At 47.9% G+C, this 24,632-nt stretch carries 18 protein-coding genes; 9 read left to right on the forward strand and 9 right to left on the reverse strand.

What is annotated here, in order from left to right; genetic code table 11:
• Positions 1-69: 69 nt before the first annotated feature.
• Together QUA44_RS14420 and QUA44_RS14425 are read right to left on the reverse strand one after the other, a co-directional pair.
• A complete protein-coding gene (locus QUA44_RS14420; RefSeq protein WP_333251446.1) occupies positions 70-1,371 on the reverse strand; it encodes a HEAT repeat domain-containing protein in 1,302 nt (433 codons plus the stop codon).
• A 45-nt stretch (positions 1,372-1,416) separates the two neighbouring features.
• Positions 1,417-1,968: a CPBP family glutamic-type intramembrane protease gene (locus QUA44_RS14425; protein ID WP_333251449.1), complete on the reverse strand. Its 552-nt coding sequence runs from the start codon at positions 1,966-1,968 to the stop codon at positions 1,417-1,419.
• 59 nt (positions 1,969-2,027) lie between these two features.
• On the opposite strand from QUA44_RS14425, the gene QUA44_RS14430 reads away from it, so the two are divergent.
• On the forward strand, positions 2,028-2,342 hold the full coding sequence (locus tag QUA44_RS14430; protein WP_333251451.1) for an acylphosphatase: 315 nt from the start codon (positions 2,028-2,030) through the stop codon (positions 2,340-2,342).
• Positions 2,343-2,475: 133 nt separating this feature from the next.
• On the opposite strand, the gene QUA44_RS14435 is transcribed toward QUA44_RS14430, so the two are convergent.
• A complete protein-coding gene (locus QUA44_RS14435) occupies positions 2,476-3,123 on the reverse strand; it encodes a phosphoribosylanthranilate isomerase (RefSeq protein ID WP_333251454.1) in 648 nt (215 codons plus the stop codon).
• Between the two features lie 133 nt (positions 3,124-3,256).
• Between QUA44_RS14435 and psaK the strand changes: the two genes are divergently transcribed.
• From psaK to QUA44_RS14455, 4 genes are all read left to right on the forward strand, one after another.
• Positions 3,257-3,541 carry a photosystem I reaction center subunit PsaK gene (gene psaK / locus QUA44_RS14440; protein WP_333251456.1) on the forward strand — a complete coding sequence of 95 codons (285 nt, stop codon included), beginning with the start codon at positions 3,257-3,259 and terminating at the stop codon, positions 3,539-3,541.
• 80 nt (positions 3,542-3,621) lie between these two features.
• Entirely contained in the window at positions 3,622-4,818 is a 1,197-nt protein-coding gene (locus QUA44_RS14445; protein ID WP_333251458.1) for a site-2 protease family protein, read from the forward strand.
• A 4-nt stretch (positions 4,819-4,822) separates the two neighbouring features.
• The gene (locus tag QUA44_RS14450; RefSeq protein ID WP_333251461.1) at positions 4,823-6,844 is read left to right on the forward strand and encodes an adenylate/guanylate cyclase domain-containing protein; all 2,022 of its coding nucleotides are present in this window, start codon (positions 4,823-4,825) and stop codon (positions 6,842-6,844) included.
• 213 nt (positions 6,845-7,057) lie between these two features.
• Entirely contained in the window at positions 7,058-7,669 is a 612-nt protein-coding gene (locus tag QUA44_RS14455; protein WP_333309742.1) for a DUF928 domain-containing protein, read from the forward strand.
• 270 nt (positions 7,670-7,939) lie between these two features.
• On the opposite strand, the gene QUA44_RS14460 is transcribed toward QUA44_RS14455, so the two are convergent.
• The gene (locus QUA44_RS14460) at positions 7,940-8,692 is read right to left on the reverse strand and encodes a biotin/lipoate A/B protein ligase family protein (protein ID WP_333251465.1); all 753 of its coding nucleotides are present in this window, start codon (positions 8,690-8,692) and stop codon (positions 7,940-7,942) included.
• 144 nt (positions 8,693-8,836) lie between these two features.
• On the opposite strand from QUA44_RS14460, the gene QUA44_RS14465 reads away from it, so the two are divergent.
• Together QUA44_RS14465 and QUA44_RS14470 are read left to right on the forward strand one after the other, a co-directional pair.
• The gene (locus QUA44_RS14465) at positions 8,837-9,163 is read left to right on the forward strand and encodes a thioredoxin domain-containing protein (protein WP_333251468.1); all 327 of its coding nucleotides are present in this window, start codon (positions 8,837-8,839) and stop codon (positions 9,161-9,163) included.
• A 241-nt stretch (positions 9,164-9,404) separates the two neighbouring features.
• Positions 9,405-10,625, forward strand: a complete 1,221-nt coding sequence (locus tag QUA44_RS14470; protein WP_333251471.1) for an LL-diaminopimelate aminotransferase — start codon at positions 9,405-9,407, stop codon at positions 10,623-10,625.
• A gap of 252 nt (positions 10,626-10,877) precedes the next feature.
• Here the strand turns inward: QUA44_RS14470 and QUA44_RS14475 are convergent, their stop codons facing one another.
• Both QUA44_RS14475 and surE read right to left on the reverse strand, forming a co-directional pair.
• Positions 10,878-11,276 (reverse strand): hypothetical protein, encoded by a 399-nt coding sequence (locus tag QUA44_RS14475; protein ID WP_333251474.1) that lies wholly within the window; start codon positions 11,274-11,276, stop codon positions 10,878-10,880.
• Between the two features lie 127 nt (positions 11,277-11,403).
• The gene (gene surE, locus QUA44_RS14480; RefSeq protein ID WP_333251477.1) at positions 11,404-12,210 is read right to left on the reverse strand and encodes a 5'/3'-nucleotidase SurE; all 807 of its coding nucleotides are present in this window, start codon (positions 12,208-12,210) and stop codon (positions 11,404-11,406) included.
• 209 nt (positions 12,211-12,419) lie between these two features.
• Between surE and pheS the strand changes: the two genes are divergently transcribed.
• Complete coding sequence (pheS, locus tag QUA44_RS14485; RefSeq protein ID WP_333251479.1) at positions 12,420-13,424, forward strand: phenylalanine--tRNA ligase subunit alpha; 1,005 nt, start codon at positions 12,420-12,422, stop codon at positions 13,422-13,424.
• Positions 13,425-13,663: 239 nt separating this feature from the next.
• Here the strand turns inward: pheS and QUA44_RS14490 are convergent, their stop codons facing one another.
• Both QUA44_RS14490 and QUA44_RS14495 read right to left on the reverse strand, forming a co-directional pair.
• On the reverse strand, positions 13,664-14,110 hold the full coding sequence (locus QUA44_RS14490; protein WP_333251481.1) for a hypothetical protein: 447 nt from the start codon (positions 14,108-14,110) through the stop codon (positions 13,664-13,666).
• Between the two features lie 502 nt (positions 14,111-14,612).
• Positions 14,613-18,137 (reverse strand): response regulator, encoded by a 3,525-nt coding sequence (locus QUA44_RS14495; RefSeq protein WP_333251483.1) that lies wholly within the window; start codon positions 18,135-18,137, stop codon positions 14,613-14,615.
• Between the two features lie 1,648 nt (positions 18,138-19,785).
• Between QUA44_RS14495 and QUA44_RS14500 the strand changes: the two genes are divergently transcribed.
• Positions 19,786-20,409, forward strand: coding sequence for a GNAT family N-acetyltransferase (locus QUA44_RS14500; RefSeq protein ID WP_333251485.1), 624 nt, complete (start codon positions 19,786-19,788; stop codon positions 20,407-20,409).
• Positions 20,410-21,186: 777 nt separating this feature from the next.
• Here the strand turns inward: QUA44_RS14500 and QUA44_RS14505 are convergent.
• Positions 21,187-24,632 (reverse strand): Ig-like domain-containing protein (locus tag QUA44_RS14505; protein ID WP_445243730.1); only part of this gene is annotated, 3,446 nt, incomplete at its 5' end.

A 24,632-nucleotide genomic window follows, 5' to 3' on the forward strand; every position in this document is an offset into this window, starting at 1 on the left:
AACAATGTTGTATCCCTACTGTGTTGTAGGCAATTGACAATTGCTATATTTATTTAGGCTCGTAACTACTTAACGCTTTGGTTTCTTCACATCAACAGTTTTCGGCTTAGCCGCCGGAGTGCGCGGATAAAACTTAAACTTATTGAGCGCAGCACTTGCCGATTTAGCCACACCGCTATCTATATCTCGCAAAGCTTTTTGTAGTAGCGGAATCACTTTTTCCGACTTAATCATTGCTAGTGCTTCCACAGCAGCTTCACGCACCTCCGGGTGAATATCTTGAGCTAATTTTCCCAAGGTTTCTATTGCTCGCTGACCTTCGGCTCTCAGAGCATTAGCACCAGCCATTTTACCTAAAGCAGACGCTGCAAACTTGCGGGTTTCTTTGTCATGACTTTGAACACATCCCATCAACTGCGGTAGGGAATAGCTTGGTGCTTGTCTGGCAATTGGAAGCTGTTGTTCGACTTCTGGTTGATGTAAATCAATTGGTTGTGGTTCCGAAAAATCTGTGTAATTTAACTCTTCTTCAACTTCTGTTTGATTTAACTCACTTGACAGTTCCTGCCAAACTTCTTCTTGTGATAAACCTTCGGCAAATTCTGTTGAATTTAACTGACTGAACTGCTGCTCCGGGACTTCTTGTTGTTGTACATTACTTTCGTACTGCTCTTGCAAAGACATGATAGTAGCTTGCATCTGAGCTTCGTGCTCTCTCAACTGCTCGTGAGCCGCTTGCAACTGACTCTCGTATTGCTCTTGCAAAGCCTCCATATTTAACTGCATCTCAACCTCGCGGTTCTCATATTCCTCAGCAGTTTGCCTCAAGCGAATTTCGTGTTCATTTTGCAAGTTTTGCAAATGTTGCTCCATCTGAGCTTGATAATTTAGATGCAATTCGTCAGCAACTCTGAGTAAATGATGTTCGTGTTCTGCTTGCAAAGATTGGATATTTTGCTGGATACTAGCATTGTTAGCGGCTTCTAATTCCTCGCTGATTTGTCGCCGCAGCTCGTACTCATCTACGCTGGCAACTGGTGGGAGCTGACTGTCGCGTTCTGCCAAAACTTGTTGGAGCTGATTTTCGTATTGAGCTGCAACTTGTTTGAGCTGGTTTTCGTATTGGGTAGTAACTTGTCTGAGTAAATTATCGTGTTCGATACTAGCTTTTCTAAGCTGATTTTCCCGTTCTCCTTTCTGAGATTCGACAGCTTGTTGCACCCGAGACATCTGAGCTAATTCTATTTCCTCACTAATTCTGTGAGTTTGCTGCAAGTATTCTTGCTTTTGCTTCTTTAAGCGCTTTTCCACTAACCAGTAAGCAACTGCTACCCCTGCCAAAAAACCTACGATCGCTCCTATGATACCCACAACTGAGATCCTCCCGACAAAATAGTGATGCTGGACTTTTTACATTTAACCATACAGCCTCCTGTAACCGCCCAGTAGCAACAGCCAGGCTGTCACTGCTAGCCAGTGAACCGCCACCGCAGGCCAGATAGAACCGCTTTGCAGGTAGGCGAGGGAGCACGCAACTCCCAAAATTGCCGCCAGTAGCAAAAATACTGGATTCATAAAGGTCGATCGACCAACCGGGTAAAAAGTCAGCGCGTTCAGCGGGTGGTAAACTACAAAAACCGCCAAACTCGCGCATCCCCAAAACCACAGCATTAACCCAGAAGCCTTCTCAAGCGGGTGCGGCAGCATTAACACCCGGAACAATAATTCCTCGGTGATGCCCGGACTTAACAAACAGCCAACGAGCACTCCCACAATTGTACGCCGAGAGGTTTGCACGTCTACTTTGAGAAATCCCGACCAAAAACCCACTGAAAGAGCGATCAAAGTGTAAACCAGCGCGAGCATAGCTGCAACCAGCCAATCAGTGAAATCGGGAATAGTTGAAAAAGCTAGGGTGACGCGGTTTATCAGGAATCCCGGCAGCGCGAACGCACTAAAATTTAACATAATCAAACTGGTCCTTAAAATTTTCAAACAGATGTTAGCAGTAAGTTGAGCCGTTTATTATGCAAAACCAATCATTGCCACCCGTCAGAGTCCGCGTTTTTGTTTCGGGATTAGTTCAAGGAGTAGGATTCCGATATTCAACGAGGAATCAAGCAAAGTATTTCGGCCTGGGCGGCTGGGTGAGAAATCTCCCCGATGGGCGCGTCGAGGCTGTCTTTGAAGGCGGCAAAAAAGCTGTGGAAGGAATGATTAGTTGGTGCCGCCGCGGCCCCACCGGTGCAATGGTTAGTGAGTTGGTTTTGGAATACGAAGACCCGGAGGGCGATTCGCTTCCAGATAGCTCTGCCGCGCGTACTTTTGAGATCCGCCGATAACACAATACAGGGAATAATCTGCGGTTGAAACTGCCACTATACAAATGAAGTCTGCCTAACCTACGGCAGACTTCGCCCACGCAGACTAAAGAATGAATCGCATAAAAAGCGCGAATTTCGTATTGCCAATTTATCAATGATGAGCAAGTTGAGTTAATTTAGCAAACAACTGAGCAACTTTCGTCAAATCTTTATCTCCCGGCGCTATTTCTACGCCGCTAGAAAGGTCAACACCGCTGAAGTTATTGCCGATCGCGCTATCAATTGCATTTAAAATATTATCGGGTGTTAAACCGCCCGCCAGCAGCCAAGGACACTGCGGTCTAAACTCTGATAACATCCTCCAGTCGATCGTTTTACCAGTACCGCCCAATTGCTCTGGATGGTAAGCATCCAGCAGTAAAGTATCGACACGAACAGCATAAACAGCAGCGGTGGCTAAAGTTTCAGGAGTCTTAACTCTCAGGGCTTTGATAATTTCAATTCCCGGCAAAAACTCCCGCAGCCGATCGCAATATTCCGCTGTTTCATCTCCATGCAACTGCACCCCGCTTAAATTTGACTCTGCCGCTACTTGACAGATATTTTCTATTGTGGTGTTGGCAAAAACCCCGATGCGATCGACATTTTCCGGCAACTGCTCGACAATCAGGCGAATTGTTTCTGGGCTGACATAGCGGGGGGAAGCCGGCACGCAGATAAACCCCAAAGCCTGGGCTCCCAAACGGGCGATCGCAATTCCTTGGTCTAATTTAGTGATTCCGCAAATTTTAACCCGCACTCCGACTCCTCCCTTCCGAATTTGTATCAAAATATAAACGAATTGTTAACTATTAAAACAAATCTTAGTTTAATGCAAAACGCTTTTTATAATCTTGGAACTCAATATATATGTGAAATCAGGAGATAAGAACGTGATCAACTCATCTTTGCTGTTAGCCGTACAATCTACCACACCCTCAACACCGGAGTGGTCGCCACTGGTAGGACTGACAATGATTTTATGTAATTTGCTGGCGATCACGATCGGCTACTACGGCATCTCCAAGCAAAACCGCGGCAAGGGCCCAGCTTTACCCGTTGCACTCCCTGGAATGTTCAAAGGCTTCGGCGTACCAGAATTGCTGGCAACAGCCAGCTTCGGCCACTTGCTCGGAGCCGGAGTAATCTTGGGCTTGGGTAACGCCGGAGTTCTGTAAAAACCAGGGGAAAGGCAAAGGAAAGGGGAAGAAAAGATATAATAGAAACTCTTTCTTGCTCTCCTTTCCCAGGAAAATTCATGCAGACAGGTTGGCGAATCGGCTCTTTATTTGGCATCCCCCTACTTATAGATTATTCGTGGTTTATAATTTTAGCCTTAGCAACCCGCGAATACGCCAGTAGTTATCGCGTGTGGGGGCCTGCGCTCTCTTGGAGTGCGGGGTTGGCAATAGCTCTGCTGCTGTTTGCTTCCGTGCTCTTGCACGAACTCGGACACAGCTTGGCGGCGATATCGCAAGGCATCAAAGTTAATTCTATTACCTTATTCTTATTTGGCGGAGTAGCTTCGATCGACTCGGAATCAAAAACTCCCGGTCAAGCTTTTCAAGTAGCTATTGCCGGCCCTTTAGTCAGCTTTGCGCTGTTTTTAATCCTCGGTTTGGGTTCTCAAGTTCTTCCCCCGAAAAGTTTGCTAGCAATTGTCACCGAAAGGGTAGCACTAATCAATCTTGTTTTGGGATTATTTAACTTAATTCCCGGTCTGCCTTTGGATGGAGGACAAGTTTTAAAAGCAGCAATTTGGAAAATCACTGGCTCTCGATTTGCAGGCGTTCGCTGGGCGGCAAAAACAGGGCAAGTTTTAGGTTGGCTGGCCGTTGCTTTCGGTCTGAGTTTATGCTTGTTAGCGCGCGAGTACGGCGGCTTGTGGATGGCGCTCATCGGCTGGTTTGGCATTCGCAATGCCACTGCTTATAGCCGATTTACTTCACTACAAGAAGCCTTGATTAAAATTAAAGCCGGCGATGCGATGAGTCGCGAGTTTCGAGTTGTAGATGCAGATTTGACTCTGCGAGAATTTGCCGATCGCTATTTGTTAGAAGTTAATCCGTTTCCATTTTACATTGCTGCGACCAACGGCCGGGATTTGGGCTTAGTGTCGATCGACGATATCCGCTTCACAGAACGCAGCCAGTGGCCACTTCAGACTTTGCACAACATTTTGAAACCCCTGGAAAAAACCCCGACAGTCTCCGAAAAAGCATCCATCGCAGAAGTAATTAACAAGATGGAAGCCCGTCAGCTTTCCCGAATCATCGTCCTCTCGCCGATTGGTTCAGTAGCAGGGACGATCGATCGGGGCGACGTGGTTAAAGTTTTGGCAAAATACCTCAAACCGCAGATTTCCGAAGCAGACATCAAGCGCAGCAAAGAAGAAAACAGCTATCCCCAAGGATTGCAATTAAGTGCGATCGCCAAAACCGCACAAGAAAACTAAAATTTTGGCATCAGTAAGGGGCATTTACGAGCGCGCCAATGTTAGATTGTTGAAACCAACAATTATTAATATGCCCAAATTCTTTCATCAATTTCATCGTCAGTTGAAGGAGAGACGGTGGAGTTGGAAAAACTTAACTCATTCCTTCCCCTTCGCTGACTTGCAACCTCTTGCTATTATCTGGATTGTCGTGACCGGAACTCTATTGGGAGTGCGGCATTTAGGCGGGTTGCAGCCACTAGAATTAAATGCTTACGACCTCATGGTGCAGTTGCGGCCCGATCCTGGCCCTGACCCCAGGTTGCTGATAGTTGAAGTCACCGAGCAGGATATTAATACTATTGAAAAATGGCCAATTTCAGATCGCACTTTAGCAAAAGCGATCGCAGAAATAGCGCGTCTTGAACCCACAGCTATTGGCATAGATATGCTTCGCACGACTCCCTACGAACCGGGGAATGCAGAATTAGTCACTCAATTGAAAAACCCCAAAGTAATCCCCATTACCTTCATCGGCAGCTCTGAGTCCGAGCGAGTGCCCCCACCTCCCAATATACCAGACAAGCGAGTAGGATTTAACGATGTAGTAGTCGATCCAGACCGTATAGTGCGTCGAAATTTGATGTTGAGGGGCGATGGCAAAAAAACTGTGTATTCATTGTCGATGCGGCTAGCTTTTGCCTACTTTCAAAGCAAAAAAATAGCTCATAAAAAAACAGAAAAAAACGAACTTCAGGTAGATAAAACAGTATTTTCAAAGTTGCGTTCGGACTCAGGAGGTTATCAGAACATAGATGCCGCAGGCTATCAAGTCCTGCTCAATTACCGCTCTGCTGAAAATATAGCCAAGAGCGTGACACTAACTCAAGTGTTGCAGGGAAAAGTTGATCCTAAATTGGTGAAGGGTAAAATAGTGCTAATAGGCGTTACAGCCCTAAGTGTCAACGATTTATTTTTTACCCCTTACAGCGCTCGTGCAAGAGAAAACCAGCCGATGCCTGGGGTATTAATTCACGCAAGGGCCACCAGCCAAATTCTCAGCGCAGTTTTAGATGGCAAAGGGCTGTTTTGGTATTGGGATGAATGGCAAGAAATACTCTGGATCGCTGTGTGGAGTGCAGTGGGCGGCTGTTTAGCTTGGCGGCTAGAAAAATCGCTGAATTTGATCGCGATCGCGATCGCAGCTTGCGGCTCATTAGCGGGATTCACATTTTTCCTATTCATGCAACAGGGGTGGATACCTCTAATCGCTCCAGCCCTGGCACTTTTAATCACCGCAGGAGTCGCAGTCACCTATAAATACGAGCAGTCGAGGCAACAGCAAGGGATTGTGATGAAATTATTAGGACAACAAACTTCACCCGCGATCGCAAATGCCTTGTGGAAAGAGCGCGTCCATCTGCTCGAATCAGGGTTATTGCCAGGGCAAAAAGTTACTGCTACCATCATCCTCACCGACTTGCAGGGTTTTAGTACAATCTCCGAAAAACTACCGCCAGAAGTAGTAATGAGTTGGTTAAATGAGTATTTATCAGCAATGGCCCAAGAAGTCCAAAAACATCAAGGCGTGATTAATAAATTTACCGGAGATGGAATGCTGGCAGTATTTGGCGTACCCATTCCGCGCACCACTCCAGAAGAAATTGCGGAAGATGCTCGCCTCGCCGTATCTTGCGCTTTAGCCATTAGTTCCCGCTTGCCACAAATGAATCAAAATTGGCTCACACGGGGTTTACCGGCCGTAAAAATGCGAGTAGGCATCTTTACAGGGCCTGTTATGGTGGGTAGTCTCGGAGGCACAACCCGTTTAGAATATGGAGTGATCGGCGACAGCGTAAATATTGCCTCTCGGCTCGAAAGCTGCGAAAAAGATCGGCACGAGGACACTTGCCGCATATTGATTGCAGAAGAAACCTTACTGCATCTGGCAGACCAATTTGAAGTAGAATCTTGGGGAGCTTTACCGTTAAGAGGCAGGGAACAAAAAGTTAATGTCTACCGCATTTTGGGAATAAAACAGAAATAAAAAGACACAATTTCTCCCTAAAAAACCATGAAGCCCATGAAAAAAATTACTAAGTTTATCCTGAATCTGACATCAGTTGGATCAATAGTATTGATCGCCACACTTAACGTTTCCCTTTTTCCAGTTGTGGGACAGGATGATATAGATATAAACCCAGGGCGCGGACCAATCACTAGACCGGGAGGGCCGCGCTTCGTTCCGTCCCGTGAAGATATGGATGAGCGACCCCCCACTCAACCGGGACGCCCTGTGCGCGGTGGCTGCGCGAGCATTAGTCAGTTAGGTCTCACAGCCTTAGTGCCTACAAATAAGAAGGGACGGACTGTTTCCGACTATCCAACGTTCTTTTTCTACTTGCCTCGAACAGAGGCGCAATCAGCCGAATTTATCCTAAAAGATGAAAGCGGCAAGCAGATTTATAAACAGGATCTCACAATTAGCAATTTATCCGGGGTGATCGGCGTTAGTATCCCCCCTAAGCAAAATGTGCCTCCCTTGGAAGTAGGCAAAAGTTACACTTGGAATTTTACAGTGATTTGCGACTCTCAAGACCGATCGGCCGATCAGATCGAAATCGGTACTGTAGGGCGAGTTGAACTCAGTGCAGATATCCGCCGTCAATTAGAGAAGGCTGATCCGCGCGAGAAAACCTTTATTTATGCTGAAAATGGGATTTGGCAAGAGGCTCTCAGCAATCTAGCTGCCGCTCGTCGCGATCAGCCTAATGATACAACGTTCAAGGCTGATTGGGAAAGTTTGCTGGATTCTGTGAAATTGGGCGAAATTGCCAAAGAGCCGATCGTTCAAACTCAGCCACAGCCATAAGCTGTACTGCATATAAATTTAACTTTTTTGGCAACGTTAGAGCAACGGGCCAGAAGACTTTTAATAAAAAGAAGTGTACAAGTTTTTAACTTGTATCAGTAACAGCCAAGATGGCTGTTCTACAATAAAAATTCTTTGTTGTGGAACGGCCATCTTGGCTGTTCCCAAAAGGCGGTATACCCACAATAATTATTCCAGAAAGCTCTTGTGGAACGGCCATCTTGGCTGTTCCCAAAAGGTGGCAGTAAAGCCCACCCCCAAATATGCAGGTTAAATGTGAAACAGCTTATTACTTGTTAATTCCCAAAGATCCTGCCATTCCCGATCCGAAAGTGGCTGCACTTCCAAATCAATTTCAAAACAGCGAGAAGCCGCCGCACTCAAAACATCAATTACAGTGGCAATCAAATCATCTCCCCCTTCAGATAGAGGTAATTGCACAGGAATTAATTCCTCCTCAAAAACGTGAGAAAACAAACTAACATCCGGCTGCAAACGCATCGAACCGTGCTGCAAAATAGCATCACCCCGTCGCAATTGCGCGCTACCAATTAACTTGCAACCATCAGCGGTAACTAAATCCGCACCCGTCGCAGTACCAAAACAATTCGGATTGTGAATATAACCCCTTCCAGCTTCCCCATAGTGCAAATCCAAACCCATCGCCCTCCAACCCTCAATCAAAAACTGGCAAATAGTCTGATAAGCTTTCATACGGCTGCTTCCAAATCCCGACGCCACAACTGCATAAGTTAAATCCCCTTGGTGCAGCACGGCGCGCCCGCCGCTGGGCCTCCTCACCAACTCCACAGGCATTCCCCGCCAAGATAGCTGCTGCCAAAACTCCGGCCATCGCCGCTGATGGTAGCCCAAGGAAATTGCCGCCGGTTGCCAAGTGTAAAATCGCAGAGTTGGCGGATGTTTGCCCGCTAGATGCTGTTCCAGTAGCCATTGGTCGATCGCCATCTGCACGCTACCAGACGCCGACAACAGTGGAATTAAACGCCATACAGAATTAGCCATCAGCCCCCAGTCCTGAGTTCGCACTCAATAATTCGCAGAATGTTTTAAAATTAGTAACAGTTTTTTGGGCCTGTCTTCTAAGTTGGTGCAAGTTTCACGCCCGCCGGTGCTTTAGAAATAAATAGAAAAAATAATCGCAGAACCATGAGCAACAGTGTAATTGTCATTAACGACGAAAAATTTGAAACAGAAGTCCTGAAAGCTGAGCAACCAGTGCTTGCCTATTTCTGGGCTACTTGGTGCGGGCCTTGCAAACTGATCGCGCCTTCGATAGACTGGGTGGCGGCCAACTACAGCGATCGGCTGAAAGTGGTTAAAATGGAAATTGACCCCAATCCTAATACTGTCAAGCAGTATAAAGTAGAAGGAGTCCCAGCTCTCCGGCTGTTTAAAAATGCCGAAGTAGTGCTTTCCCACGAGGGAGCTATTAGTAAACAAACTTTAATCGGTTTGCTCGACGCTCACTTATAAAGTTGGGAAATGATTCGGGAGTTTCCAACTCCCAAATTACAACTATAGCAATCGCCAATATTTTTTGAACATCTCTCTTTTCTCCTCGATATTTCTCTCTGACTCTGCGCCCTCTGCGCTCTCTGCGGTTAGTAAAAAAAAAATCGTTCACCAGGGCAATAAAAACACAATATCAAAAAATCTAATAATACTTCCCCAATTATAAAAAGATTCAATAACATCCCCAAAGCTTACAAAAAATATGCAATTTGCCAAACGTTTAGAGCCACTGCAATTTAATGTATTTGCCGATATGGATCGGGCAAAAGCTCAAGCTAGAGCAGCGGGGCAAAATGTGATTGACTTGTCTCTGGGTTCTTCGGATTTGCCAGCGGCGGCTCATATTACAGATGCGATCGCACATTCTCTGTCCGACACCAGCACTCACGGCTATTTGCTATTTAACGGCACAAGAGATTTTCGGGAATCAGCAGCTATTTGGTACGAGCAAAAATTTGGAATTGCAGTCAATCCAGAAACAGAAGTGCTGCCGTTAATTGGTTCCCAAGAAGGCACGGCGCATATGCCTTTAGCTGTACTCAACCCTGGAGATTTTGCTTTGTTGCTCGATCCGGGATATCCTTCCCACGCGGGCGGTGTGCATTTGGCTGGCGGTCAAATTTATCCGATGCCGATATTAGCAGAAAATGCGTTTTTGCCGATATTTGAAGATATTCCGACAGCAGTGCTGGCTGAGTCGAAGATGATGGTTTTGAGCTATCCTCACAATCCTACAACTGCGATCGCCCCGGTTGCTTTTTTTGAGAAAGCTGTGGCTTTTTGTCGAGAACATCGGCTGGTTTTAGTGCACGATTTCCCTTATGTGGATTTGGTGTTTGACGATTCCGTAGGGGCGGTGCCCCCGTGCCCGCCCTCTGGTATCGAGGAAAACCGCAAATTGATGGCGCCGTCAATCTTTCAGGCGGATCGAGATAAGAGTGTGGCGATCGAGTTTTTTACACTATCCAAATCCTACAGTATGGGAGGTTTTCGAGTCGGATATGCGATCGGCAATTCCGAACTAATTGCAGCGCTGCGACAGGTAAAAGCCGCAGTGGACTTCAACCAATACCGAGGGATTTTGAATGGAGCGATATCCGCATTAACAGGCCCTCAAGATACCGTCAGAACCAGCGTAGAAACCTTCAGAAAACGGCGGGATGCCTTTGTAAACGCGCTTAGCGGCATCGGCTGGCAAGTACCCGTACCCCCTGCCACCATGTACGTCTGGGCGAAACTGCCGGAACCTTGGGCCCAAGATTCCGTGAAATTTTGCACTCAGCTAGTACAGAGTACAGGAGTCGCAGCTTCCCCCGGTGCCGGTTTCGGGAAATCAGGAGAAGGCTATGTGCGATTTGCCTTAGTCGAGTCGCCAGAAATTTTGGAAACAGCAGTTAGAAAAATTGCTGAGTTTCTAAATTGAGCGATGTGATATGTGTCAACTTAACTCGACACACCCTTCTGAGACTTAAGCCCACCAGACTTGAGCTTTGAGGCAGGGGTTAAAACCCCTGCCGGACTGGGGTTTTGACGTTTTTGGACATAGGATGAAGGGCACGGCGTCTAAGTGCTTACCCGTAGCTCAAGATGGATGCAATTGCTAAAATAGTGTGATTTCTACCTAAAGGAATAGATATTTGCACGCAGTATCTGTCACGATTTCTTTTAAGAAATGTTAACGTGAGACATCTTGGGAATTACCAGTTCCGCTCACCCACTCTAAAAATCCTTGAAATGAATTCTGTCGGGGTAGCGATTGTTCCGTAGCTGCGAGCGCACACCCAAAAAAGACCACACTGCCCAAAATTGCAATCAGGGGAAAAGGCTTACCCAGCCCAAAGTCCCGCTGAAGGCGAGCTAACGGTCTGCTCTCGCGCCTGAGCATCTTTCCCACCGTCAGTTGTTTGAGACTAAAAGGATCGCGCACAAAATGACCGCTCCAGCTAATTACCATGTGGGAATGGCAGTGGGGACAAGTGAATAGTCCGCTGACCATTCCGACTGGGCCTACGACGCTGGAACGGTTGCAGATCGGGCAAGTGACAGAATGAGTGTTATAGGTGGGAGCGTTCATAACTGTTTTTCTTGAGTAAAAAAAACTAACAAGTAATTGGGAGCCTGTGTTAACGCCTAAGGTATAGACCTTGAGAGGCACTTTTCCTTAATTCCTAGTTTACCGCTCCGATCGGGTCGATCGGAGATCACTGCTTCGGAAAACCTTCAAATTGCCAATCCCCCAACGAGTGCAAGTCGGGAGCACAGGTGAGATTATATTGCAAGGGAGTTACGGTTATTCTGTTGTCGCGAATAGCTTGTACGTCTGTAGGAATATCCTGCGACACCGCTGAATCGGGGATTTCTTCTACATCTTCTAACAATTCCCCAGCCAGCCAATAATAAGTTTTGCCGCGCGGATCGGTGCGCTTTTGAAATATGTCGAAATAGCGGCGAATGCCTTGACGGGCGATCGTAACTCCGGTAATTTCGGCTTGTGTGACTGCCGGTATGTTGACATTCAACAGCATCGGTTTCGCCATTGGCTGTTTGGTCAACTGTGCCAGCAAGGTGACAGCGAAATCCACCGCCGGCCCAAATTCCTGCGAAGTATAGCTCGCGAGGCTGAAAGCAATGCTGGGAATGCCTTCCATAATTCCTTCCATTGCTGCCGAAACCGTACCAGAACAGATGATATCCGTGCCTAAATTGGGCCCGTGGTTGATACCGGAAAGGACAAAATCCGGCGGTTTGTCAAGTAAAGCCCACAAAGCAAGTTTCACGCAGTCGGCGGGAGTGCCCGAACAAGCCCAAGCTTGGACTGCCGGCTCAAAAATAGATTCGACAATTTCGGCGCGGATGGGTTGGTGCAGGGTGAGGCCGTGGCCGGTAGCGGAGCGCTCTCTGTCGGGACAAACTACGCTCACGTCGTGGCCTGCAGCAGCGAGAGCGTTGGCGAGGCTACGGATGCCTTGTGCAAAGATGCCGTCGTCGTTGCTAATTAAAAGTTTCATTGAAATTTTTATAGGCCTTATAACAATACTAAACTAGATTCAACTAGGGCGATCGCTCTAACATCGAATTACCTATTACAAATTATCCGTAAATACCGAAAATATCAAATCTAAAAGCCACAAGACTGTAGAGCCAAAATTGCGCTAAACTCAACTTGGCTCAAAACTGCCATCAATCTAAAATCTAAAATCTAAAATCTAAAATCAAAATGACTGTCCAGCTAAGCGACATTGAAGCTCAACTAGAAACCCTCGGCCAAGAGTCAAAAAGTGCGATCGCCACTGCCAATACCCTCGAACAACTCGAACAGTTGCGCGTCGGCTACCTCGGCAAAAAAGGCCAACTCTCTCAAATTTTAGGCATGATGGGCAAACTGTCGCCAGACCAGCGACCCAAAGTAGGTGCGATCGCCAATACTGTAAAAGAAGCCCTGCAAGCCAATTTAGAAGACAAGCGCACCGCCCTCCAAACCGCCCAAATTGGAGCCAAACTAGCCTCAGAAACCATCGATGTCACCATGCCTGGGATTTTTCGTCCCCAAGGTCGAATTCACCCCTTAAACAGCGTCATAGACCGCGCTCTCGATATCTTTGTCGGTCTCGGCTACACCGTCGCCAACGGCCCGGAAATGGAAACAGATTATTACAACTTCGAGGCGCTGAACACACCGCCAGACCACCCAGCGCGGGATATGCAAGATACATTTTACCTGCCAGGAGGCGACTTGCTGCGGACTCAGACATCATCGGTGCAAATTCGCTACATGGAACAGCACAAACCGCCGATTCGGATTGTCTCTCCCGGCCGCGTTTACCGCCGCGATACTGTTGATGCTACTCACGCAGCAGTCTTCCACCAAATTGAGCTTTTAGCAATAGATGAAGGTCTGACATTTACTGACTTGAAAGGCACAATTAAAGAGTTTTTGCGGCAAATGTTCGGGCAAGATTTGCCGATTCGTTTCCGCACGAGTTACTTTCCGTTTACCGAACCTTCTGCGGAAGTTGATTTGCAGTGGAACGGCAAATGGCTGGAAGTTTTGGGCTGCGGAACTGTCGATCCGAATGTTCTTAAAGGAGTCGGTTTAGACCCAGAAAAATATACTGGGTTTGCAGCCGGTTTTGGGGTCGAGCGGTTCGCAATGGTACTTTATGAAATCGACGATATTCGCCGAGTTTATGCTAGCGACTTGCGCTTTTTGCGGCAATTTTAAAGCATGGCTTGGGGTCGGTTCTACAAACCCTCTAGAGATTTTGCTTAAGCTACATCAATTTTTCAGTTTCAAGTAAGCAGACAAGAGCGACAAAACCATAAGATATGGTGGGCGGGTGAGTGCAAGTAACTTTTGCTATCCGACTTTTTTCAAGTCAAAACCCGCCCCCCCACATCAGTTTATTCATGCCCGCTTACTTAAGTAGACAAGGGCTTTGCGCTTACCTACTTATTTATTTTCTAATTGCTAAAAACATCCTTGATGCTGTCAACAGCGCGCTCTACAGCATTCTTGGTATTATCTACTGCTTCCTGAGTCCGAGCTGAATCTTCCTCTGCTCTTTTCTCAATTGTGGCCGCATCTTTCTTAGCTTTGCGCTCTACGACACTACCATCCTCCGATGCTCGATCGACTTTAGCAGCATTTGTCTTGGCAGTTTCCTTAACCTTCTCTTCTGTATCTCGGATGAAGTTCTTGGCTCGTCCAGCATCTTTGCTGGCTTTTTCTTGAACCGCATCGCCCGCATCTGCTGCTGCGATCAAGTTTACAGCAGGAGAAGCCATTGCTGCGGTGTTAGAGAAGAACGCACCAGACCACACGAAGGCCATCGCTGACACGCAAAGCACAGTTGCAGCCATCAAGCGCCCTAAAGTCGAAAGCCGTTTCGTAAAATAATTCAGTTTCATAGAATACAAAAGGAGATATGACTTTCTATTTGTACTCGATCAGAGCGATCGGCTGAACCGTTCTCTAGATAGAGGTTATCCACCGACGAGCGGTTAAAAAAGTTCCCTCTTTTGATAGATTCAATCCAGGAATGTCAGTCAATGGTAGATTTGAGACTTAAGATTTGAGATTTGAGATTTGAGATTTGACTCCACAACCGCCATTTGGCATCTTGAACTTTGGTGAGTAGATTGTAGATTGTAGATTTTAGATTAAACAATTGATATCCAATCTGTTAGCATGGGAATTATTCATATATCTCTTCTCTGCATCGGCGTGAATCAGCGTCAATCCCTTGTCATCTGCGGCCCGAGAAATTGTCTTTTTTTAAACCGCAGATGAGGGCAGATGCAACACAGATTAACGCAGATGAATGATATCAATTCCGGTTGCACCATCCATAGGGCTATGGCTATGGCATACCTCACTTTTTTGAGAACCGCTATATAATACTTATAATTACTAATCACAATTTAGTAAAAAAGTCAATACCGTTTCATCAATTCCCTTTAGTTTCAAAGGCTTATATTTAACAATGCGATTTTCCTCCACATAATCTGCCACCGCCGCCGAAATTAGCACCGTGTTTGGTTCCGTCACCTCTTGCAAGCGGGCGGCAATATTCACGCTCGGCCCGATCGCGGTATAATCCGATCGATCAGGGCCGCCAAACATCCCCACCACCGCAGTACCCTGGTGAATTCCGCAGCGAAACCGCACCGGAGGCACGCCATTTTCCCCAACAATTCCCTGCTCCAACCAGCCCTTGTTAAGCTCCTTCAGAGCTCGCAGCATTTGGCCAGCAGCAGCCACAGCGCGGCGTACTTGCTCATTAGGCGTTAGTTCCTCCGGCGCGCCAAAGAAAGCCATTACCGCATCTCCAACAAACTTGTCCACCGTACCGCCGCTGTCAAAAATAGCCTTAGTCATTGCCGCCAAATATTCATTCAACAGCTCAGCTACCCGGCGCGAGCGCAGCGTATTTGCCATTTGAGTAAAACCGACAATATCGCTAAACAAAATAGTAATCAATCGCGGTTCCGGGCGCAAATCCAATGCCAAATCTCCAGCCGCTGCTGCCTTCACCATCGCCGGCGGCAAAAATCGGCGCAGCACCGACTCAGTTAAATAACTGTTCAACTGCTGCACTCGGCGCTCGTTTTGTTTGAGGGCGATCAAATTCCGCACTTCCGCCAACAATTCTCGATCATTAAAAGGCTTGGACAAATAAGCATCCGCACCCCGTTCTACTCCTTCAATTCGAGTATCTTCGTCGGCTTTAGCAGTCAGCAAAATTGCCGGAGTTCCCTGCAATTCCTCATCCTCTCGAATCATCTTAATCAAATCCAAGCCCGAAATCAAAGGCATCATCAAATCAGTTATAATTAAATTAGGGCGACGTTTTTTAGCCACGGCAAATCCTTCTTCTCCGTTGCGGGCAAGCAAAACTGCAAAGCCGGCATCTCGCAGAATAGCCGACACATAAAATCGCAAATCAGGATTGTCGTCAACCACCAAAACCGTTCCCACTGCTGTTTCTGATCTGATCGGTTGGAGCGCCTCAAAGTTATGATTTTCTACCTCATTTTCGGACAAATCTGCCTCCACATCTGCCAGTTCCACCGCAGCTTTGGATGAGTGAAACTCCGCAGGTATTTCTAGTACCTGTTCCGGGGGCAAGTGAGTCGAACCAAAGTGCAGCCAAACGGTAAAAGTAGTACCTTCGCCGTAAACTGATTCAACTGAAATTTGACCGCCGTGGAGTTCGACTAATTCTTTGACAAGTGCCAAACCTAAACCGCTGCCTTCGTAGGAACGGCTAGCTGAACCTTCGGCTTGGTGAAACCGCTCGAATAAATAGGGAATTTGTTCGGTGCGAATGCCGATACCGGTGTCTTTTACTTGCAACAAGCAGTGAGAGCCGGCCGCTTCAACTTTCAGGGTGATAGTTCCGCCTTCTGGGGTAAATTTGACAGCATTTGATAGCAGGTTGTAAATAACTTTGTCAAATCTTTCCAGATCCAAATAAAGTAAAGGACATTCTTGCAGTTGGGTAATTAAGTGCAGTCCTTTTTTATCGCAGTAGGCGCGGAACGACTCTGCGGTAGAGTAACAGAAACCGACTAAATCGCAGGGGCGGAAACTCGGCTGCATCCGTCCGGCATCGAGCCGCTGCAAGTCCAGCAGTTGATTTACCAACCGCAGGAGGCGGCGGGAATTACGCAAAGCGATTACGGCTTGTTCGTAGGGCAAGTCTTCTTGGCGCCTGCAAGCCGATTCTAGAGGGCCGATAGTTAGAGTTAAAGGGGTGCGGAACTCGTGGGAGATATTTTGGAAAAATTCGGTTTTGAGCCGATCGGCTTCCAGAAGCCGTTCTGCCTGCTGTCTGGTAGTCTGGTAGAGGCGCGACTGCTGCACAGCCAGAGCAGCTTGAGTTGCCACTATTTGAGCCAGGTCAATGTCTGAGAGTTTCCAGTGGCGGATGGTGTAATTTTGGCGCAGGGAAATGCTGCCGATGATTTTGCCTTCGGAGATTAAGGGAACGACTAACAGGGCGCGGGCTGGCGATCGAACTTGCAGTTCTGTAACATTTAACTCGGGGTGTTCATCGAGATCTTCGATCGCCACCGGCTCTTTTGATACCATAACTTGCAACAACACCGGATTGCCCCGAATCGGCACCAAAGACTGTGGCAAAGAAGGATGGGAAAAAACCCAGGCGCGAGTGTTCTCAGCAGCATCACCAGAAGCCGTCTCGTAGCCCAGAGGGTTCGCAACTACCTCTGGATTGTCAATAAAACCCGGTTCTACAGCCACGGTATCCCTATGTGTGTCGTATAGACCCACGCATTGGACATATTCATCATCTTCTGTCCACAGAGATAGGGCGCAGCCGTCAACTTGCAAAGCTTGGCCGAGTTGTTGAGTAATGGCTGCAAAAATATTTTGGGGATCGAGACTTGATCGAATTGCCGTAGTAATAGTATTGACTAAGGCCTCGCGCTTGGCCAGCGCCCGCACCTGTTCGTAAGCCCGGGCTTGAGAAAGCGCCAAAGCCGCTTGGTCTGCCACCGTAATTACCAACTGTACCTCGTGGTCTTGCCACTGGCGCGGTTCCTCAAACTGGTGCAGCGCCAAAACTGCCATCAGTTCGATTTTGTAAAACAGCGGTACGATCAAGCTCGATCGAATATTCGCAGCTTGATAAGCCTGCTGTCGTTGCTGATTATCCCAGTTTAAAACTCGATCGTCAGTTTGGGCATCTTGAATCACCTCCACATCCAGAGTTTCCCAAACCAAATCCGGCAACAAATCCGGGGATAGTTCGGCAGCAGAAGCATCTCCGGGCGTCGCTTCCTCATCGCCCCCCAACCCTTTAGTTTCTGCCTTCTGGTAAACGAACCACTCATCGGCAACCCGGCCGTCTTGGAACGGCCGCAGCAGACAGCAACTCACCTCAAACATCTGCCCGACACTTTCCACAATTCTTTGCAGCATTTGCTGGTAATTGGGAGCCGATCGGATAGTATTGGTAACGGCATAAAGAAGCGATTCTTGGCTTAAAGCACGGCGCAGTTCATTGGTCCGCGTTTTCAGAAGATTGTGAGTCTCAACAGCTTGACTGACAAGATTTATCAGCTCTTGAGCATCCCAAGGCTTGGTAACGTATTTGAATACTTTGCCAGCGTTAATAGCTTCAACTAAATCTTCAACATCCGTATAGCCAGTTAAAATAATTCGGATCACATCCGGGTATTGAGCGGCCGTCAGGCTGAGAAACTCCGTACCGCTCATTTTTGGCATTCGCTGGTCGGAGATAATCACCGCAACTTCTCCCTCTTTTGCCAAAATTTCGAGAGCAGCGGGGCCAGATTCAGCTCTGAGCACTTTGTAGTCTCGATGGAAGGTGCGGTAAAGCAAGTCGAGGTTATCCGGTTCGTCATCGACGATCAGAATTTTTAGCTTAGGATTTTCTTGGGAATTCATGCACCGTTCTCCTGTGCCCCGGGGCTGTTCGATTTAATAAGTCTGATCAAAGGAAGAATTCGCCGATTTAAATTGCTGAAGTCATACCATTTTCGATTTTCGATTTTCGATTTTCGATTGCGAATGACTGATGACATAAGGGTTGGGCTTTTGCCTAGAGTGCCATTATTTTGGGAAAATAGTATCACAATAATTCGTGGATATGAAGTTGTTGTGAGTGGAGCGAGGCAAGCATCAACCTTGATTTTTGATATCGGGATTTTCAATTCGGAATTCTTCTGAGCCACAGTTATCTGTCGTGCACCCCAATTTTATTATTTAATGATATTCACATAAACTCGTCTCCCGATAATTTTCTTTCACCCCTTACCTTTATGCAGCAGGAGAGCAAACACAAATCTGGCCATTTTAACTACCGTCTGGATATCTCAGAATACATAGGAATAACCGTCCTGATTGTGAGTTGATTTGCCAAATTTATGTTTGACCCTGGCTCCTGGGACTATTTTATTTGGTATGTGAAAGCTGTCTGCAGCAAGATACAATAGACAACCAACATCTTCGCCTGTGTTTTTTCCCACAAGTAACAGCAACTTTAACAGTCAGCCAAGGATACCGACCACAATCGGGGGCTGAGCCCCTGACTGATATTCGGGGGTGGCCCACAGACCACAGAGGTGTCTGTGGGAGTGACGCAATTGCTGTACCATTTTAGTTAGACTTTCACTTTTTTCCCCGATCTCGGCATTTTTTGTGCCTCCTGCAGACCAACGCCCAAGCCAATTACTGCGGCGAAACACCGCAAGCTCGATCATCCATCTGTTAATCTTAGCTAGGGATGTACTCTGTGGAAACCGATCAGTCGATTTTAGATTTTAGATTTTAGATTTACTCCACAGATGAATCGGGGAGCTTGAACTAGGGTCTAAAATTTTGATCTGTGCCCGACGAGTGTCGGTGGCTTGTATCGGTTTTTGGGCAGGGTCAATCAGCTCGATCGAGGTTTTGAAGGTCTCGCTAGCGCGCAGGTTGGAAAAGTACCCCCTAGCTCAACAGGTAAGGCCGGTTTGATCGGGGACGGGCAATGGATTGCCCAGAACTGGTGAAAGCTGGGGTGCCAGGTCGGGGGCGGCGGGGAACATCCGACGCGCCAGCGCGCCCGGTGTTAGTCTGATCAGTCGTTGAGTTTTTCAACTACCGCTTGACGGATAAATTATATTCGATCGGGTATTTCCGTAAGCAGAGAGCGGTAAGATTCCGGGAACCTGACGTTAAAACCTTTGTGATTGTTTTTAATACCTTGCCCGCTAAGCTGTCGCGTATTTAATTTGTAAGCTACTGTTTACTTAAACTCTTGTAATGCCGGCCCAAAACCACGGATCAAGCTTCAATTTAAAAGCCAAATAGCTTATCCACAAATATAGTATTAGGGGATGAGTTTGATTTTTTCATAACTAGAGTATTAAATGCTAAAAAATTTCCATTTACCTCAAATAATACTTAAAGTTAAGCACAAAAAAATGTAATTTAATCGGGTTAATAAACTATGCCTATAAGTTACATTATAAGATCAGTATAACATCAGTGAATTTTCTAAGATGGTAGCTTAGAAACCCGCGTAAAAAAATTAATATAGTGGCCTGGCATTGTGAATCCTTCATTTTTTTCCTCACCATCTCACCAACAACAAACTCCCGGAATTTCTGGTTTTTCGATCCGGGTGGCTGCGCCCAACGACTTAACGCAGCTAGCTGATATTTTAGCCATGAGCTTTCACTCCCGCGAGGGGTTTGTAGAATGGGTGTATCCAGTGTTGCGTTTGGGCATTTACGAAGATTTAAAAAATCGACTGCGTTCTAAGGCCGAACATTACATTTGTCTGGTTGCTGAGCTAGTCTCGCGCGAGGAGGGAACGCCGAATTATAGATCGCACCGAGCTCAGCGCATGGCAGGAACAGTAGAAATGGCTCTGCGTTCTCGCTTTCCTTGGCAAATACCGAGTTCTGACTATCCGTATTTGTCTAATTTAGCCGTTCACCCGGAGTATCGGCGGCAGGGGGTTGCTCAACAATTGCTCACTAACTGTGAGGAGACAGCCAGAGAATGGGGATTTTCTGAGATTTACCTCCACGTTCTCGAAAATAATCACGCGGCGCGACAGTTGTACTATCAGGCCGGCTATCGCTTGCAACAGGTGGATTGGAATTGGACTGGTAGACTGTTCTGCCAGCCACGCCGCCTGTTTTTACGCAAGCAGATTTCGCTATCCTAAGCTAAGCATTGGAATTGATCATGGGGAATTGGGAGGAAGCGGGAAAAAGGAAAAACTAGCTATCCGTGTATCTCCTCTTTCCTTCTATTGTGAATCAATGGAATGGGAATGGGGAATTAGTGATAAATTTTAGTTTGCTCTTAAGCCCGATCGCCCAACACACTAAAATCAGTTGGTAGTAAACACTTGAGCTACCAACCCTTGTGTACCTGGGAACACATGAAAAACCCCATACAAAGTTATATCAACTCCGGTAGCCTCGTCGGGCGTAAAAACCCGTCAAGAATCACGGAGAGTGCAACAGAAATTTATCTAATTCATCTGCGTTAATCTGTGTTGCATCTGCCCTGATCTGCGGTAAAAAAAAGATAATTTCTCGAACCGCAGATGACAAGGGATTGACGCAGATTCACGCCGATAAAGATAATAGATTTATGAATAATCCGAGGCTAACAGATTTGATATTATACCAAATTCGGATTGAATACACCTTTATTTTTTAGCATTTTAGAGAGGGACAAAAGGCAACTGTAATAGCGATGTCAAGGGCCGAGTGCTACACAGTTTCTAACCTGCATCACAGGGGATTTAAGCCCCCACCTTTAGGTGGATTGTTTTTAGGCAGGGGCTTAAATCCCCTGCCTAAAAACTTCGCACTCCGAAGTCAACTGTCAACTGTCAACTGTTAACCGGATTGAGTATTGTGAGGAACGCCACAGAAGTTCTGATTTGCTGTGGCGTTTTGTTCGCCAGAACAGGAGACTTTCGCCGCCAATTCTAGAGCTCAGAGAGATTTGGTAGGAAATCCGAGGAGCCGATCGCCCCGTTAACCCCGATAAAGTTTCCTAACACCCGATCGGTTCCTGCTATTCGCAGCAAAGTACCGTCAGGAGTAGCGCTAAATTGCAACTGCTGGAAACTCACGCCGCCAGTCAAAACAAACTTATCGACACCTACCTCGAAGTTAATCAAAGTATCAGTGCCGCCGTCAGCACTCAAAACAAATCGATCGCTCCCAATACCTCCGATTAAAGTATCATCTCCCGCGTCGCCAAACAGCCAGTCATCTCCTGCACCTCCATTGAGAATGTCGCTATCTTTACCGCCAAACAGAGAATCGCTGCCAGCATTTCCGTTGATAGTATCTTGCCCTTCGTTGCCGTAGAGCAAATCATCGCCGTCACCGCCGTTGATACAGTCTTGCCGATCGTTTGCACCCACCGCGACACCTTGGTTATCGGGACGATCGCCATAGATGGTATCGTTGCCCTCGCCACCGCAGAGTTCATCGCTGCCGTCACCGCCGTAAATCAAGTCGTTGCCGGCATCTCCGTGCAAGAGGTCGTTACCTTCACCGCCGTCAATCTTGTCGTTACCTTCACCGCCACTGATAGTATCGTCAGCTTCATCGCCGAACAGCACGTCAGCACCGGTGCCGCCAAAGAGCAAGTCTCGGCCGTTAACATCTATATCTAGATTTTTAGTGCCGCCGTAGATCGTGTCGTCGCCAGCATCGCCGACAATGGTATCAGAGCCGAGTTCGCCCCAAATCAAGTCATTATCTTTGCCGCCCCAAACACAATCATTGCCTTTACCTGGTTGCACCGTATCATCACCGTAGCCACCGCTGATGATGTCGTTGCCGGTGCCGCCAAAGAGCAAGTCTTCTTCGCCAGCACCGCTAACTGAGTTGGAACCGCCGCTGTCGCCGAGCAGAGTATCGGCTCCTTTGTCGCCGTAGAGAGTATCAGAGCCTAATTGACCGTAGATCAGGTCGTTGCCTTGTCCTCCGAAAGCGCGATCGTTATTTTCGCCGGCAAGCAGCGTATCATCACCTTCTTGGCCGTTGAGGAAATCGTTGCCGGAGCCTCCGTACAGCAAGTCGCGCCCCTCGAAGTCGCGAACCGTTTTGTTGGTTAAACCGCCAAACAAGCTGTCATCGCCGGCGTCACCAATCAACGTATCGGAGTCGAACTCGCCCCAGATCAGGTCATTGTCTTTACCTCCTAGGGCAAAATCGTTACCTTTGCCGGCGTGGATGGTATCGCTGCCCTCGTTACCGTTGATGATGTCTGCACCGCTACCTCCGAAGATCCAATCGCCATTCTCAGCAGCGCTGTTGGAGTTATCGTTGCCGTTATCTCCCAAAATCGTATCGGCACCTAGATCTCCAAACAGAATGTCGGCGCCTGAGTCACCTGCAATCCAGTCATTTTGTTTGCCGGCATGGACGATATCGTTGCCACCGCCACCGTAGGCAATATCGGTGTCAGTGTCGGCAAAAATCGCGTCATTGCCTTCGTCGCCGTGAATTTCATCAGCGCCATTTTTGCCTAAAAGCAGGTCGTTGCCTTTCAAACCAAGGATTTTTTGGTTGCCTTTGGTGTCTGCGATGAAGTCATCGCCGTCGGTGCCTGTGGTGGTTTGTCCCTCTCCAAGTTGCGAAATCGGTCGGACAAATCCAACTGCGGGCGGTTGCGGAGGCGGTGCAAAGTTAATGCCCGGTTTTTCCTGAATCGGCTGACACAGACAGTCGGTATCTGGTTCGGCGATCGGATTTGAGATACCGGGCGCGGGTGTTGGTGTGGGTGTAGGTGTGAGTGGGGGAACAGTCCCAACTGGCCTCAAGATAGCAGCAACATTAGCGCTAGCGGGGCTGACTTTGCCGAGGTTGTCGGTGGCGGTGTAGCTGAAAGTTGCTCCGTTAAAGTCAACTGTGGCTACGAAAAATAGTTGTCCTATTTGTGCCGGAGTCAAAACTTGACCGGCTGTCACGGGTACGTCGCCGTTGACTGGATCTGAAAAGAACAGGACTCCTTGGTTGGCTGGGGGGACGCTGGTGATGGTGTAAGAGACGATCGACCCATCGGGGTCACTTCCTCCCAATCCCAACACCTGCACGATGCCGTTAGTCGGAACCGTGAAGTTAACATTGTTAATCGATGGCGGTTGGTTGGAAGTCGGGGAGATAGCGGCAACTGTAGCAGTGGCGGGGCTGGTAGCGCCGCTGTTATCTGTGGCGCTGTAGGTAAAATTGGCACCGGTAAAGCTACCTGTGGATTGGAAAAATAGTTGTCCTATTTGTGCCGGTGTCAAAACTTGACCCGGTGTCACGGCTACTCCGCCGTTGGCTGGATCTCCTAAAAACAGGATGCCTTGGGCCGCTGGCGGCAGGGTGTTGATCGTGTAAGAGGCGATCGACCCATCGGGGTCACTTCCTCCCAATCCCGGCACCCGCGCGCTGCTGTTGGGGTCTACCGTGAAATTAGCATTGTTGGTTACTGGCGGTAAGTTTAGGGGATTTGGTGTGGGAGTTGCTCCTGTGGAACCGAGAGTAGCGGTAGCCAGGGGACTGGTAGCGCCGTTGTTATCTGTGGCGCTGTAGCCGAAATTAGCACCGGTAAAGTCGCCGGTGGATTGGAAAAATAGTTGTCCTATTTGTGCCGGTGTCAAAACTTGGCCGGGTGTCACGGCGACTCCGCCGTTGGCTGGATCTCCTAAAAACAGGACTCCTTGGGCCGCTGGCGGCAGGGTGTTGATGGTGTAAGAGGCGATCGACCCATCGGGGTCATTTCCTCCCAATCCCGGAATTTGCGCGGTGCTGTTGGGCCCTAGGGTGAGGTTAGTATTGTTGGCTGCTGGCGGTTCGTTGGGAGTTGGTGTGGGAGTTGGTGTGCGAGTTGGTGTTGGTGCTGGAATCGGTATTGGTAATGGTGTGGGAGTGGGTGTTGGTACTGGTGCTGGAGTCGGTGGGGGTGTCGTTCCTGTTAAACCAAGATTCGCGTTAGCTGGGGAGCTAACTGCGCCGCTGTTATCTGTGGCGCTGTAGGTAAAATTGGCACCGGTAAAGCTACCTGTGGATTGGAAAAATAGTTGTCCTATCTGTGCCGGTGTCAAAACTTGACCCGGTGTCACGGCGACTCCGCCGTTGGCTGGATCTCCTAAAAACAGGACTCCTTGGGCCGCTGGCGGCAGGGTGTTGATGGTGTAGGAGGCGATCGACCCATCGGGGTCATTTCCTCCCAATCCCGCCACCGGCGCGCTGCTGTTTGGCCCTACCGTGAGGTTAGTCGGTGTCGCGAATGGCGGTTGGTTGGGTGTCGTTCCTGTTAAACCAAGATTCGCGTTAGCTGGGGAGCTAACTGCGCCGCTGTTATCTGTGGCGCTGTAGGTAAAATTGGCACCGGTAAAGCTACCTGTGGATTGGAAAAATAGTTGTCCTA

The organism is Microcoleus sp. N9_A2, from assembly GCF_036701775.1.
Classification (GTDB): Bacteria; Cyanobacteriota; Cyanobacteriia; order Cyanobacteriales; family Microcoleaceae; genus Microcoleus.

Coding starts and splice junctions, on each gene's coding strand:
- QUA44_RS14425 (WP_333251449.1), bottom strand. CDS start 1,968: ATGTTAAATTTTAGTGCGTTCGCGCTGCCGGGATTCCTGATAAACCGC.
- QUA44_RS14430 (WP_333251451.1), top strand. CDS start 2,028: ATGCAAAACCAATCATTGCCACCCGTCAGAGTCCGCGTTTTTGTTTCG.
- QUA44_RS14445 (WP_333251458.1), top strand. CDS start 3,622: ATGCAGACAGGTTGGCGAATCGGCTCTTTATTTGGCATCCCCCTACTT.
- QUA44_RS14455 (WP_333309742.1), top strand. CDS start 7,058: ATGGATGAGCGACCCCCCACTCAACCGGGACGCCCTGTGCGCGGTGGC.
- QUA44_RS14460 (WP_333251465.1), bottom strand. CDS start 8,692: ATGGCTAATTCTGTATGGCGTTTAATTCCACTGTTGTCGGCGTCTGGT.
- QUA44_RS14465 (WP_333251468.1), top strand. CDS start 8,837: ATGAGCAACAGTGTAATTGTCATTAACGACGAAAAATTTGAAACAGAA.
- QUA44_RS14470 (WP_333251471.1), top strand. CDS start 9,405: ATGCAATTTGCCAAACGTTTAGAGCCACTGCAATTTAATGTATTTGCC.
- QUA44_RS14475 (WP_333251474.1), bottom strand. CDS start 11,276: ATGAACGCTCCCACCTATAACACTCATTCTGTCACTTGCCCGATCTGC.
- surE (WP_333251477.1), bottom strand. CDS start 12,210: ATGAAACTTTTAATTAGCAACGACGACGGCATCTTTGCACAAGGCATC.
- pheS (WP_333251479.1), top strand. CDS start 12,420: ATGACTGTCCAGCTAAGCGACATTGAAGCTCAACTAGAAACCCTCGGC.
- QUA44_RS14490 (WP_333251481.1), bottom strand. CDS start 14,110: ATGAAACTGAATTATTTTACGAAACGGCTTTCGACTTTAGGGCGCTTG.
- QUA44_RS14495 (WP_333251483.1), bottom strand. CDS start 18,137: ATGAATTCCCAAGAAAATCCTAAGCTAAAAATTCTGATCGTCGATGAC.